Raw genomic sequence first — 12,424 nt, forward strand, 5'->3', positions numbered from 1 at the left:
CCACTGTCATATAGACATAGCTATACAGGTTTAGATATGCTCGGTCTCGGAGGTAACGATGAACGAGAACGTGGGGGTCGCGAGCGACATCAATGGGCGCGCGCTGCAAGATCACTTGGTGGCTGAGTTAGGCCTGAAGGATCTGACAGCACAAATTGGACCCGATCGGCCATATCCCAGCGTCGCTGAGGCTGCGATCGAGATCCTGCGCGCGGGACAGGTCGATCGACTGGTGCTGATCTGTGGCACCGGAATTGGCATGTCGATTACGGCGAACAAGTTTCCAGGCGTGCGAGCGGCCTTGGTGTCCGATGTCTACTCGGCCCAGAGAGCATCGCGATCCAACGACGCCAATGTTCTCTGCCTTGGGTCGCAGACCATAGGAGCTTCAGTCGCACCGATTCTTGTGCGCGAATGGCTAGAGGGGTCACTCGACATGGCCCGCTCAGGCAGCAAGGTTGAATTGGTCGCTGCCATCGAGCAACGCGTGATGGCTGGAGCGGAGGGACGATCATGAGCGCGTTGCTGCGAGATGACGTGGAGATCGACTTCGACGCCGACATAGTCGTGTCCGACAGCGATCACGAGCTTGCGCTCACCCTCTTCCACCAGATGCTAAGGATCCGCGAGTTCGAGCTACGGGTCAACAAGAGCTTCCTCGAGGGGCACATTCCAGGGACGATCCACCTCTCCTTGGGCCAAGAGGCGTGTGCGGCTGGTGCATGTCATCCCCTCAATGTCGAAGATTGGATCACGATTACTCACCGCGGACATGGGCAGGCCCTAGCCAAGGGGGTCACGGCCGCGAGCATGATGGCCGAACTATTCGCGCGTGATGGTGGCTGCTGCCGGGGCTACGGGGGTTCGCTTCATGTCGGAGACATGTCGGTTGGTGCGGTGCCGGCGATCGCAATTGTTGCGGACTCTATTCCGATAACGGCTGGGATTGCCTACGCCTTCCGCGCACGGAACGAGCGTCGCGTCGCCCTCTGCTTCACGGGCGACGGCGCAGCTGGAGAAGGCGATTGGCATGAAGGTCTGAACTTGGCCGCAGCGTGGAACCTCCCGGTCGTTTACCTCTGCGAGAACAACCTCTATTCGATCAGCACGAGGATCGATCGGCAGTTCAAGAACACTTCACTCGCGGCACGAGCCGCAACCTATGGCATGCGCAGTCTCGTGGTCGACGGCAACGACGTGCTCGCAGTGCAACGGGCCGTTGCGGCAGAGGTCGAGAGAATCCGAAACGAAGGCGGCGGCCCAGTTTTCATTGAGTGCCTCACGTATCGGCAGGGCGGTCACAAGCGAGACGATCCAGGAAGTTATCGCCCCCAGGAAGAAGTCGATCTCTGGATGGGGAGAGACCCCCTTGCGCGATTGGAGCGGACGCTTGTGGCCCAAGGAGCAGGAGGCGACGTCGAAGAACTCAGAGCGAAGGTCTCTGAAGAGCTCGATGAGGCCGTTGCTTGGGCATTCGCGAGCCCTCTAGCAGAATGGAAAGTCGACTCGTGAGCACGACAGTCATCGCCGCACTTCGCGACGCACTCACGCATGAGCTGAGCACGGATGAGCGGGTCTTCATGATGGGTGAGGACATCGGCATCGGGGGCTCATTCCATCTCTCTCTGGGTCTCCTCGAAAAGTTCGGAGCGGAGCGCATCCGCGACACCCCTGTCTCCGAAGCCGGATTCGTCGGTCTGGCCATCGGGGCGGCGATAGCAGGGATGCGTCCGGTTGTGGACTTCCAGTACGGAGACTTCCTTCTTCCAGCCGCGGATCAGATCATCCAGCAAGCGACCAAGATGCACATCATGTCTGGGCGACAAGTCACGGTGCCACTCGTGCTTCATGCACCCACCGGTGCATCGGGCCGCGGTGCGCAGCACGCCAACTCTGTGGAGAACATCTTCGCGGGCGTTCCTGGGCTGGTCGTAGCGGCTCCATCGACTCCATATGACGCGAAGGGCTGCATGACCACGGCTTTGCGCCACGACGGTCCTGTTCTCATCGTGAGCCACAAGTACCTCTACGGAACGAAGGGTCGATCCCTCATCGACGGGCACGATGTTGTTCAGGAAGTGCCATCTGAGTCCTACACGATTCCGATCGGCCGGTCGGCAACACGGCGCACCGGCGCCGACGTCACCATCGTGTCGAGCCTGCTGATGACTCACAGGGCCATGACTGCCGCGCTCGAACTCGAGAGTGCTGGAATCTCTGCCGAGGTCATCGACATGCGCTGGCTGGCGCCTCTCGATATCGATGCTGTGCTCGAGTCCGTTTCGCGCACTAGCAGGCTTCTTGTTGTGGAGGAGGGCCCACGTCTCGGCGGGTGGGGTTCGGCTGTTGTGAGCGCTGTTGCCGCACAGGGACTGCATTACTTGGATGCCCCCGTTGGGCACCTGAGCGGTATCGACCAGCCCCTTCCGGCTGCACCTCATCTCGAACCACTTCTTGTTCCGACTGCCGAGCGAATTCGAGAGACAGCTCTGGAGTTGGTGCGCACATGACCACTCGAAACGTCGTCGTACCCGATGTCGGAGAGGGAGGCATGGACGTTGTCTTCGTACAGTGGTACGTCTCCGAGGGTGACTTCGTCAATGAAGGCGACGAACTCTTCGAACTAGATACCGCCAAAGCGAACGTGTCGGTGCAAGCGAGCGAGAGCGGATACATAGTTTCTCTTTCCGCATCTCCCGACGATGAAGTCGAACGCGGTCAGGTCGTGGCGAAGATTGCCGACGAGCCTGTTGACGTCTCAGTCCTTCCTCAAGAAGGCGCTTCGATGAAGCCAGCGGTAGAGCTGACGACTCACGAGTCTCCAGTCGAGTCCATGAGCCGAGCCTCCGTCGAAGGAGCCGGCTCGTCGTCGCCGTTCGTGAGCCCCAAGGCTAAGCGGTTGGCACGGGACCTTGGCATCGCCGTCCCGAACACCTCACGTGGTCAATGGGTTACAACTGACACAATCCGATCCACAAGCCAAGATCCGAGCCGTTCCAGCGGGACCGCGCGTGAGCCTGCCCTGAATGAAACGACTGCGATTCGGGCTGCCAGGCGGAGAGTGATGGCTACATCCTCGATGGCAAGTTGGTTGCAGGCACCGCACGCGAGCTTGTCTACTTCGATTGCGGCCGATCCTCGGGTGCGCACGCTTACGGTGCACAACTTGGTCTTGGCGTCAACGGTGGCACTCTCAGCGGTGCGAGACATCAACGTTCGGTGGGACGGTCAGAACGCCGTCGAACGCCCTGGCGTCAGCGTGGGGCTGCTGTGGAAAACGCCTTCAGGACTCGTTCTCACCCGGGTCGACGGCAACGAGAAGGCGCCGTCTGATCAATTAAAGGAAGTAGATGCTGCGCGATCGCGGGCCCAGCGTGGAGTACTTCTCCCAGAAGACCATGACGAACGTTCGCTCACGGTCATGTGGATTGATGCCGACTCACCCATGACAGGCTCCAGCATCCTGCCTCACGGAGACTCAGCGATGATCGTCGCCGTATCGACTTCTACTGACCTTGGACTGACACTGACGGTTGATCATCGATGCATCGATCTTGCTGACGCGGCTCGCTTTCTCGATAGCGTTGCGACATTCTTGAAGGAGAAGACATGAACAGCAAGAGGCGGGCACTGGTGTCCACTACATCTTCCCGCAGCGCGGTGGATGTAACTGACTTGATTTCAGAACTGTTGGAAGGCCAATCTGGCCCCGTACATGTCAGCGTTCCGCACACCACGTGTGCGCTCATACTCAGCGAGGTAGATGACGAACTTCTTTCCGACTACGAGCGACTGAGCTCCGAACTGCTGGCGCCCTTCGAGCCTTTCTCCCACATTCGCAACGACGTTCCCAATGCCAGCGCACACATCCTCTCTGCAATGTTCGGCACAGCGATTGTCGTCTTCGCGGAGTCAGGCGTGATCGACCTTGGCCGATACCAGCGCATCGTGCTTCTAGAGTTGGATGGTCCGAAAGACCGCACGATCACGATTCTGCCCCTGACGGCTCAGGAGTCAAGTGGCGCTCACTGAAGTCGTAGTCGGCGTGGACATCGGCACTGGCGGCGTTAGAGCAGTTGCGCTCGACCCTTCGACCGGTCAATCTGTGGCGCACGCAACTCGCGCCCTCGAGACACGTCGCACACACGATGGCGGGCGCACGCAGCTCCTCGGCGACTGGATCGGGTCGGCAGTTCACGTCCTTGGCGAGGTGGCCGCTTCTCTAGAAGGCAATTGCGAAGTCGTGTGCATCGCGCTCACAAGCGCGGCGCACAACGCTGTGATCTCATTACACGGGCGCAACGACTCCCCGCCGATCATCCTGTGGTCCGATGCTCGGCCAGACGCGGTGCTTCGGGACATGCCAGACAGCTTGCGGGGAGAGATCCGCGAGCGAACTCGAGTGACCGTAGACAGCACCTGGACTATCGTCCAGACGCGATGGCTTGCTGAATCCCTTGGCGACGCCTGGCGCCCAGACCGGATTGATCTAGGACACGGGGCCCTGCTGGCCTGGATGACCGGCCAACACGTTACCGATCCTTCGACCGCCGCTGGAACTGGCTTCTTTGATCCTGTCTCGTTCGAATGGTGTTCCGACTTGATTGCAGAAGCGAGGCTCAAGATCGACAACTTGCCACGAGTGGCAGAGAGTCGTGAAGTAGTCGGCACACTGCAGGAGGACGCTGCTCGACTTGTTGGGCTTCGGCCAGGCATTCCCGTCATTGTCGGGGGAACCGACACTGCCTGTGAGTTGCTTGCCGCCGGCGTAGTGAGCTCTGGACCTGTCTTGATCAAGGCGGCCTCAAGCGGCACCGCCGTGACCGTCGTAGGGTCTCCCATCGACAATCAGCGGGCACTCATCTATCCACACGTGGCGGGGGGCGGCTGGTATCTCGTGGCACCCACGAGCACAGCCTGGAGCTCGGTCTTGTGGATGTCGTCCATTCTGGGAGAAGACGTAGTCGAACTCGCGCGAGGCTCTGTGCCGGGAGCAGCGGGAGTTCGGTTTCTTCCACACCTCGACGGAGAGCGAGTGCCCCTGTGGCGCCGCGATGTTCAAGGAAGCATTCAGGGACTAGAGCTTCATCACACTCGAGCAGACGTTGCCAGAGCGGTACTAGAAGGCATGTGCTTCTCGCTCACTGATGCTCTCGAGTACCTCGAGATCATCATGGGCAACCGGACACTTGATGTCCGCCTTAGTGGTGGAGGGTTTCAACGAACCGAGGTGGCCGGCATCTTGTCGTCGTCGATCCGCAGGCCGGCTCGCATTGTCCGAACGGCAGAACCAGCCCGCGGCGCTGCGGTTCTGGCTTGCCTGAGCCTCGGCGCGGACTTGGACGAGGCGATCGGAAGGGACGTGTTCGCAGATATCGTCCAGCCTGCGAATGACCTGCGCGCCGCTCGGCTCGACTACCAGAGAAGGCAAGAGGAGGCAGGCGCGCTCGCGGTCCATCCGCCGTCCGCGGGCGCGCCACGCTCGATCCCTGCGACATCCAACATGGTTTAGTGCGTGTACGTTGCTATACAGGGTTCGGCTAAATGAACTAGTTGCGAGGGGAGTGGCCGCTGATGGGAGCACTGAACGGGTCTCGCGCATCGCATGTCCCCTTGTACGAGCAAATCGAATCCAGCCTTCGACACCGGATCGCCAGCGGCGAGCTTCAGCCTCTCTCCCGTATTGAATCGGAGACAGAAATCGCCGAGTCCTTCTCGGTAAGCAGGATGACGGCGCGAAAGGCGATTGAGACGCTTGTACGAGATGGGTTGCTGTTCCGGCGACAAGGTAAGGGAACCTACGTCGCAGATCTCCGAATCCCATACGGACTGTCTACGCAACTGAGCTTCTCAACCGCCATGTCGAGTGCTGGACATGACATCCGGACAGAAGTCGTCGAAGCGGCAATAGATAGAGCGGACGCTGACATCGCAGCAGCGCTCGGAGTCGCCCCGGGATCTGTAGTAGTCCACGTCAGCCGAGTTCGTCTCGTTGATGGCGCGCCGGCGGCGCTCCACGAGAGTTGGCTTCCTGCATCATTAGTGGCAGTCCTGGATTACAGCCTGTCTGAGAGTCTCAATGCCCTGATGGCTGATCTCGGCCACGAGGTTTCAACGACTCAGGACTACGTTGAGGCTGTCGTTTGTGATGAGTCAATCGCCGAGCTACTCCAGTGCGCTCCCGGTTCGCCAATGATCAAGGTCTCCGGTGTCGGGTTCGGTTCGGCTTCGAATCCGCTGAGATTCACTCGCGCCCATTATCGTGGCGACCGCTTCCGGTTCTCTCTAGCCTCCGGAGACAGTCATGACATCAAACTAGAAATCAAGTCGTCGGCTGACTAGCAGCGAGGCAGCTCAAATCTTGCGCGGACAGCTTTCCCTACTCGCGTAGTTTGCTGTCGACTCGTGCCCAAGGGTCTCTACAGACGTGGCCGCTTGCCTCGTGTGGCGATGCTCGCCCGTTGCCGCGCTCTGGTCTAAACGTAATTACGTGTATATACTGCATCTGACCTATTGTGCGCTCATGGTGCCTTGCTCGGGGGTCGCAGATTAGAAGGAGCTCGACGGGAATGCGTCCTATTCGTGAAGAGACTGTGCGAGTCGGCATCGATGCCGGCGCTTCCAAGATTCGCGTAGGTGTGTTCCATAAGGAGTCGCTACTCGGTGAACGGACGACTAAGGGCGTCTTGGTTCACGATCGCGTAAGCGCTGAACTCGCGGCAACTCGAATTCGCAAGGCTACCGACGAGCTTCTCGCCTCCGTCGTCCCTGTGCGGGTCTCTGCAGTATGCGCGGGTGCGGCTGGTGTCGATAGCGACGCCAGCGCCAACGTCTTCCAAGATGCACTGCGACAGTTGTTTCCGCACCCAATCGAAGTGGTCGTCGTCAATGATGGGCTCTTACTGGCGGTTGGTGCCGAGGAGGCGCCGCCCCTTATCGCTTTGTCTCTCGGTACCGGTTCGGTGGCGTGGTCGGTTGGTCGAGACGAGACATACCGTCGAGCTGGCGGTCTCGGTTGGCTGATCTCCGATGAGGGAAGCGCATGCGACGTGGTCCTCCAGTTCTTGACGGCGCTGGCGAAGACCATAGATGTCGACTCGGCGGACCCACGCACTCTTCAAATGACTTGTGCGCAGTTCGGCGTCACAGATGCCATGGACGTCTTTTCTGAGGTCCTCAGTGCTTCCAGCGCGGACATCGCCAGTCACGCGCCGTTCGTCTTCGAACTCGCTGCACGAGGTGACCACACCGCCGCTGCAGCGATCGACAGTTCGGCTCGACGTGCGGTGGAGTTGTACGAAAGACTCGCCCAAGGAATGGGAAGCGGAGTGGCGATTGCCCTCTCGGGCGGACTCGCACGAGCGCAACCGCAGTTCGCAGAGCGCGTGGTCGCGCTATCGGGCGCCTCCCGTCAGTCCTCTGGCGACCCACTCTTGGGCGCAGCGCGGATTGCCGGTCGCGCGTCCCCGGGCGGGGCCGGTCCCCTTGCTCGAGTCCTCACGATGCCTGACCCGGGTGCCGTTGCACGAGCGGTAGTGGATCGCTTAGTCGCTTATTGTGACCGCACCCCACATCCCCGCATAGTCCTCCCAACCGGCGACACCATGCGCCCGGTGTACTCGGCTATGCGCGCTGCAGTTAGGTCAGGTCGGCTGTCCTTGTCGGCGGCAACCCTGATACAACTCGACGAAATGGTGGGTGTGAAACAGGAGCTTTCATTTCTGCACATCCTGCAAAGAGAGATCCTCGATCACCTGGAGAGTCCGCCAGCGGGCTTGATCACGTTCGACTCAACTACCACTTCACCAAAAGACGAGACTTCTCGTGTCGCTTCGCTCATCAGTGAGATTGGAGGATGTGGAATTGCGCTGGTTGGCATCGGTGCAAATGGTCATATTGGATACAACGAACCAGGATCAGATACTCATACGTCCGTTCGGGTGGTAGAGCTCGAGGAAAGCACATCTCAGACAGCAACCAGCTACTTTTCCGACTTTGTGGGGGAGAAGCCACGGCTCGGCATGACCCTCGGCATCAAGGACATCGCAGCCTCGGAAGAGATTCTCGTAATCGCCACTGGCTTTTCGAAGAGTACGGTGGTGGCCAAGAGCCTGCTAGGGCCCAAATCACCCGCGCTCCCCGCCTCCCAAATCTGCAGGTTGAAACAGACGATCACCGTACTTGATACCTACGCCGCGAGCACGCTCAGGGGGAATTCAAGACTTTAGGAGCGAATGTCTCGCTCTCACGCCACCTCCCCACTGCCGCGTGGTCGCCATCTAAACGCGACGAGGCTCACCTATCTGAATCTGGGGGGTGGAGTCAGCACAACTCGGCGCCAGAGCGACATGGGGTGGCGGGCAAGCATCCCATGCGATGCCATAGCTAGATGGGTGGGAGCTCCGAAACAACGATCTGGCCACTTCCCATACAAGCAACTGCCAAGTAGCGAAGTTCTGCACCGAATCGACACAGGTTAGTCGGGCGATAAAGCACGACACCCTCGGGGACCACTGCCAGCGGTGACTCTCCGCGCACGTAGTGAACAAGGATGCTGGGCTCGTAGCAACCGACAACTATCGAACCATCTTCTAACTCGCACATGCCGTCCACCGAGATCGGCCCCAAGAATGACACTCGTTCGACGTCGCCAGTTCGTATTCCGTTGGTATCGCATGGAACACGAATCAACTGATGGCGATCCGTATCGAGCACAAACATGCCATCGATTGATCGCGGCCATAGGAGCCCGTTCGGAAACGCTAAGTCTTCGCCCATCCACCGAGTCGCGGCCATGCTGACTCGGTCTATTCGCATGATCGCGCTCCTCTCGGTGTCATCGGGAAAAGGGGTCGATACGAACAGGTCCCCTTCTGGGCCCACAGAGGCAAAGTTGCAATTTGGGAGCTCGGCAACGATGCTGCTTCGGCCCTCATCGTCGAAGCGCCACACGATGCCGTTGCCGACATCGCATGCGACTACTCCCCAATAGGAATCTGCGACAACCCCGAGTATCTGCCCGCCGGTGTTGGCCAGGGTCGACACCTTCCCGTCCATGTCGATCGAATAGAGCGAGCCGTCTGCTCCGCCAGCGATCAGATCCCCCTTCCAGCCTCGCCACGTAACGCATTCGGGTGAACTCAAACCACCCGCCAGGATCGTAAAGTCGAGCTTCAAAGAACTGATCATCATGCTTCAGGTATACAACAGTTGACATGACTACACGAGTGTGGTTGTGTGTATCCCAATCGCGAGCGCCAGGAGGTTTCGCGATCCATTTCTGACATCTAGGTGTCTCAAAGAGGAGGCAAGAATGGCACACACAAGTGCGGCTAGGCGGGCAATCGACCGTCGTATGGCCGGCTCCACGGCGCTTGTCGCCGTGACGCTCATCGCAGCAGTGGGATGCGCTCCGGGCTCGGGTTCAGGCGTCGAGGAACCCGTCGACGGGCCAGTGACGCTGACCGTGTGGGACGGCGAGACCGGCGGCGCACCAGACGTCATGCTCGACACGCTCAACGAGGAGTTTCAGCAGGAGTACCCGAACATCACCATCGAGAGAGTCTCGAAGTCTTTCGAGGACCTCACCGCAACGGTCCCGCTCTCAGTGACCGACCCTGCGCCGCCGGACATCATTCCGGTAAACCGCGGATGGACACAAATGGGCCGATTCGTTGAGGCGGGTCAGTTGCTCGCGCTCGACGAGTACGTAGAGCAGTTCGGCTGGGACGAGCGCTTTGCGCCGGCTGTCTTGCGTGAGGCCAGCTTCAGCGCCGACGGTTCTGAGTTCGGCACCGGCAGCGTCTTCGGCCTGTCCTACGCGGGGCAGTACGTAGGCGTGTACTACAACGTAGAGAAGCTCGCCGCACTAGGCGCCGAGGTTCCCAGCACTTACGAGGAATTTCTCGCAATCGTTGAAGAAGCGAGCGCAGCAGGCGAGATCCCCATTCAGTGTGGCGTGCGTGAGCAGTGGCCGTCAATTCACTTGATGGGCGCACTGCAATCCGCGTTCGCGCCGAAATCCGACGTCGAGTCGTTCATCTACGGAGCGGGCACCGGGCAGGGAAGCTTCGAGACGGAAGAAACCATTCAAGCTGCGGAAGCTCTGGCGGAAATGTCAGGCAACGGCTCGTTCGCTGATGGTTGCTCAGGGGTCAGCGTCGACGATGCAGTCAGTCAGTTCACAAGTGGCGAGGGCGTCTTCTTCATCCAGGGCACCTGGTTTGCTGCGCAGATCGCGGAGGCGATGGGGGACAACGTCAGCATGTTCCTGTTTCCGACCGTCGATGGATCCGAACCGTTCGTCCAAGGCGGTGCGGGCTACACCTACGGCATCCCAACGAACGCCTCGCACCCCGACGAGGCCGCACTGTATCTCGACTTCATCACCGGCCCTCGGGCTGCTGAGGTGCTGGCAGAAGCAGGAGGACTGCCGCTGCTTGCAACCGATGTGCCGGCCGGGAGTGTTCTCCAGCAGTCGATCTATGACGACTGGGCGGCGCTCAGTGGTCGAGACGGCTTCGTGCCGTTCCTCGACTACGCGGCTCCGCCCCTCCTGCAGAGCCTTGGGGCCTCTACGCAGGAGCTGATGGCGGGTCAACTCACCGTCCCGGAGTATGTGTCACGCATTCAGACCGACTACGCGAGCTTTGTGCCCGGTAGCTGAGCTGTGACTGAAACGCGAAGGGGCCGAGCCGTGAGCACGGGAGACAACGTGCAAGCGGTTCGGCCCCGCCGATCCCACAAGCGTTGGAAGCACTACCTGTACTTGCTGCCAGGAGTTCTCCTCTTCGGTTGCTTCGTATTGGCTCCCCTTCTGATGACCGTCTATTGGTCGGCGTACCGCTGGAACGGAGTAGGTGAAGCTGCTTGGGTAGGAGCAGAGAACTACTTGAGAATCCTCTCTGACCGAAGCGTTCAGGTCGCGTTCGGTAACGCCGCGCAATTGCTGTTCTTCTATTGCGTGCTTCCGTTGTCTATAGGGCTCTTCCTTGCCGTGGTCGCGTCGCGATCGGTGTTCACTGGACTTGGAACCGTTCGCGCGATGATATTCCTGCCGCAAGTGGTTGCGGTCGTCGTGGTCGCGCAGGTGTGGGCTCTCATCTTCGAGCCGAACTCCGGCACCATCAATGGGTTGCTTCGGGCAGTGGGGCTTGATGAACTCGCTCGTCCTTGGCTCGGCGATTTCGATTTCGCCCTGCCATCTGTAGGCGTGGTTGCGACGTGGACTCAGTACGGCCTGTGCATGCTTCTCTTGTTGGCCGGCATTCAGAGGATCCCACAGGAGCTGTTCGACGCGGCCAAGATGGATGGAGCTGGATTCTGGCGGGAACTCTCAACCGTCACTTTTCCCTCGATTCGGATGGAAATCGCTGTCGCAGCCGTACTGACCCTAATCACAGGACTACGAAACTTCGACTTGGTCTTCAACATGACTCGAGGTGGCCCAGGTGATTCGACTCTAGTCCCGGCCCTTGAGGTGTATCGGAGGGCTTTTGTTCTCGGAGACGTTGGCGGCGCTTCAGCTCTAGCCGTGATCATCACCGTGGCCATCCTCGCCTTGACCCTGATCGTCAGTCGACTGTTTGAGAGGCGCGAGGCATGATCGGCAAGCTCGAGCGAGCTACCGGCGTTGCGATTCTCGTACTGGCCGGAATTTCTGGAGTGGCTCCAATTGCAATTGCGCTGCTTTTCGCATTGCGCGACCCGGGTTCGCTGGGTGGAAGCATCGAGTTAAGCGGCGGCTTGCGATGGGACAACTTTGCCCGCGCCTGGGATCTGGGCGGATTCGGCCAGTCGCTCCTCAACAGCTTCGTGATCGTTGCGATCGTGGTGCCCCTTGCCGCCACCGTTTCGATCTTGAACGGCTATGCCCTGGGCTCATTGCGTGTGCCCGGCGAGCGCTGGATCTTCATGGGCTTCTTGCTGGGCCTGATGATGCCGCTGGAGGCCCTGGTCATTCCTCTCTTCTACACAATGCGAGACCTAGGTCTAACGAACACGTGGTGGTCAGTCGCGTTGCCTCTCGCTGCTCTACACCTTGCGTTTGGAACGTTCTGGATGCGCGCCGCTTTGCGGTCACTGCCCGCCGGACTCGTGGAAGCAGCCACCATGGACGGGGCTTCCTCCTGGCAGATCCTGTGGAAAGTGCTTGTACCGAGCGTGCGGCCTGCGATCGTAGTTCTAGTCCTTCTGATGTTCATGTGGACGTGGAACGACTTCTTGCTGGCCTTGGTCATGTTGTCATCGCCCTCGATTCGCACCGCGCCTCTCTCCCTCACTCAGTTCCAGGGACAGTTCAGCGCGGACTTCACTCTCATCGCCGCAGGATCGATTTTGGTTGCCCTACCCGTCGTCGCGCTCTACGCGTTTCTGCAGCGCGAGTTCATCAGAGGAATGCTTTCAGGAGCGATTAAGGAGTAGT

General features: G+C 59.7%; 12 protein-coding genes. 11 read left to right on the plus strand and 1 reads right to left on the minus strand.

Annotation, left to right across the window (positions count from 1 at the left end; all coding sequences use genetic code 11):
* Positions 1 to 58 precede the first annotated feature (58 nt).
* The 8 genes from NNL39_RS06180 to NNL39_RS06215 all read left to right on the plus strand — a co-directional run bounded on the left by NNL39_RS06180 (position 59) and on the right by NNL39_RS06215 (position 8,228).
* Entirely contained in the window at positions 59 to 517 is a 459-nt protein-coding gene (locus NNL39_RS06180) for an RpiB/LacA/LacB family sugar-phosphate isomerase (RefSeq protein ID WP_255160812.1), read from the plus strand.
* Positions 514 to 1,512 (plus strand): thiamine pyrophosphate-dependent dehydrogenase E1 component subunit alpha, encoded by a 999-nt coding sequence (locus tag NNL39_RS06185; RefSeq protein WP_255160813.1) that lies wholly within the window; start codon positions 514 to 516, stop codon positions 1,510 to 1,512. Before NNL39_RS06180 ends, NNL39_RS06185 begins: the two co-directional genes overlap by 4 nt.
* Entirely contained in the window at positions 1,509 to 2,510 is a 1,002-nt protein-coding gene (locus NNL39_RS06190; RefSeq protein ID WP_255160814.1) for an alpha-ketoacid dehydrogenase subunit beta, read from the plus strand. The genes NNL39_RS06185 and NNL39_RS06190 overlap by 4 nt, the downstream gene beginning before the upstream one ends.
* Complete coding sequence (locus NNL39_RS06195) at positions 2,507 to 3,613, plus strand: biotin/lipoyl-containing protein (RefSeq protein ID WP_255160815.1); 1,107 nt, start codon at positions 2,507 to 2,509, stop codon at positions 3,611 to 3,613. The genes NNL39_RS06190 and NNL39_RS06195 overlap by 4 nt, the downstream gene beginning before the upstream one ends.
* Entirely contained in the window at positions 3,610 to 4,032 is a 423-nt protein-coding gene (locus NNL39_RS06200; protein ID WP_255160816.1) for a secondary thiamine-phosphate synthase enzyme YjbQ, read from the plus strand. Before NNL39_RS06195 ends, NNL39_RS06200 begins: the two co-directional genes overlap by 4 nt.
* A 13-nt stretch (positions 4,033 to 4,045) precedes the next feature.
* Positions 4,046 to 5,512 carry a xylulokinase gene (locus NNL39_RS06205; protein ID WP_255160817.1) on the plus strand — a complete coding sequence of 489 codons (1,467 nt, stop codon included), beginning with the start codon at positions 4,046 to 4,048 and terminating at the stop codon, positions 5,510 to 5,512.
* A 101-nt stretch (positions 5,513 to 5,613) separates the two neighbouring features.
* Positions 5,614 to 6,342 carry a GntR family transcriptional regulator gene (locus NNL39_RS06210; protein ID WP_255160818.1) on the plus strand — a complete coding sequence of 243 codons (729 nt, stop codon included), beginning with the start codon at positions 5,614 to 5,616 and terminating at the stop codon, positions 6,340 to 6,342.
* A 251-nt stretch (positions 6,343 to 6,593) separates the two neighbouring features.
* A complete protein-coding gene (locus tag NNL39_RS06215; protein WP_255160819.1) occupies positions 6,594 to 8,228 on the plus strand; it encodes a 6-phosphogluconolactonase in 1,635 nt (544 codons plus the stop codon).
* Between the two features lie 157 nt (positions 8,229 to 8,385).
* Here the strand turns inward: NNL39_RS06215 and NNL39_RS06220 are convergent, their stop codons facing one another.
* Entirely contained in the window at positions 8,386 to 9,192 is an 807-nt protein-coding gene (locus tag NNL39_RS06220) for an SMP-30/gluconolactonase/LRE family protein (RefSeq protein WP_255160820.1), read from the minus strand.
* 190 nt (positions 9,193 to 9,382) lie between these two features.
* Between NNL39_RS06220 and NNL39_RS06225 the strand changes: the two genes are divergently transcribed.
* The 3 genes from NNL39_RS06225 to NNL39_RS06235 are packed head-to-tail and all read left to right on the plus strand — an operon-like array spanning position 9,383 to position 12,423.
* Complete coding sequence (locus NNL39_RS06225) at positions 9,383 to 10,666, plus strand: ABC transporter substrate-binding protein (RefSeq protein WP_255160821.1); 1,284 nt, start codon at positions 9,383 to 9,385, stop codon at positions 10,664 to 10,666.
* A gap of 30 nt (positions 10,667 to 10,696) precedes the next feature.
* Entirely contained in the window at positions 10,697 to 11,605 is a 909-nt protein-coding gene (locus NNL39_RS06230) for a carbohydrate ABC transporter permease (protein WP_255160822.1), read from the plus strand.
* Entirely contained in the window at positions 11,602 to 12,423 is an 822-nt protein-coding gene (locus tag NNL39_RS06235) for a carbohydrate ABC transporter permease (protein ID WP_255160823.1), read from the plus strand. Before NNL39_RS06230 ends, NNL39_RS06235 begins: the two co-directional genes overlap by 4 nt.
* Position 12,424 lies beyond the last annotated feature (1 nt).

Source organism: Microcella humidisoli (assembly GCF_024362325.1).
In the GTDB taxonomy this organism is placed as follows: domain Bacteria; phylum Actinomycetota; class Actinomycetes; order Actinomycetales; family Microbacteriaceae; genus Microcella; species Microcella humidisoli.

What these genes read in the sequence shown, in the direction of transcription:
- NNL39_RS06185 (WP_255160813.1), top strand. Translation starts at nt 514, where the DNA reads ATGAGCGCGTTGCTGCGAGATGACGTGGAGATCGACTTCGACGCCGAC.
- NNL39_RS06235 (WP_255160823.1), top strand. Translation starts at nt 11,602, where the DNA reads ATGATCGGCAAGCTCGAGCGAGCTACCGGCGTTGCGATTCTCGTACTG.
- NNL39_RS06220 (WP_255160820.1), bottom strand. Translation starts at nt 9,192, where the DNA reads ATGATGATCAGTTCTTTGAAGCTCGACTTTACGATCCTGGCGGGTGGT.
- NNL39_RS06180 (WP_255160812.1), top strand. Translation starts at nt 59, where the DNA reads ATGAACGAGAACGTGGGGGTCGCGAGCGACATCAATGGGCGCGCGCTG.
- NNL39_RS06195 (WP_255160815.1), top strand. Translation starts at nt 2,507, where the DNA reads ATGACCACTCGAAACGTCGTCGTACCCGATGTCGGAGAGGGAGGCATG.
- NNL39_RS06200 (WP_255160816.1), top strand. Translation starts at nt 3,610, where the DNA reads ATGAACAGCAAGAGGCGGGCACTGGTGTCCACTACATCTTCCCGCAGC.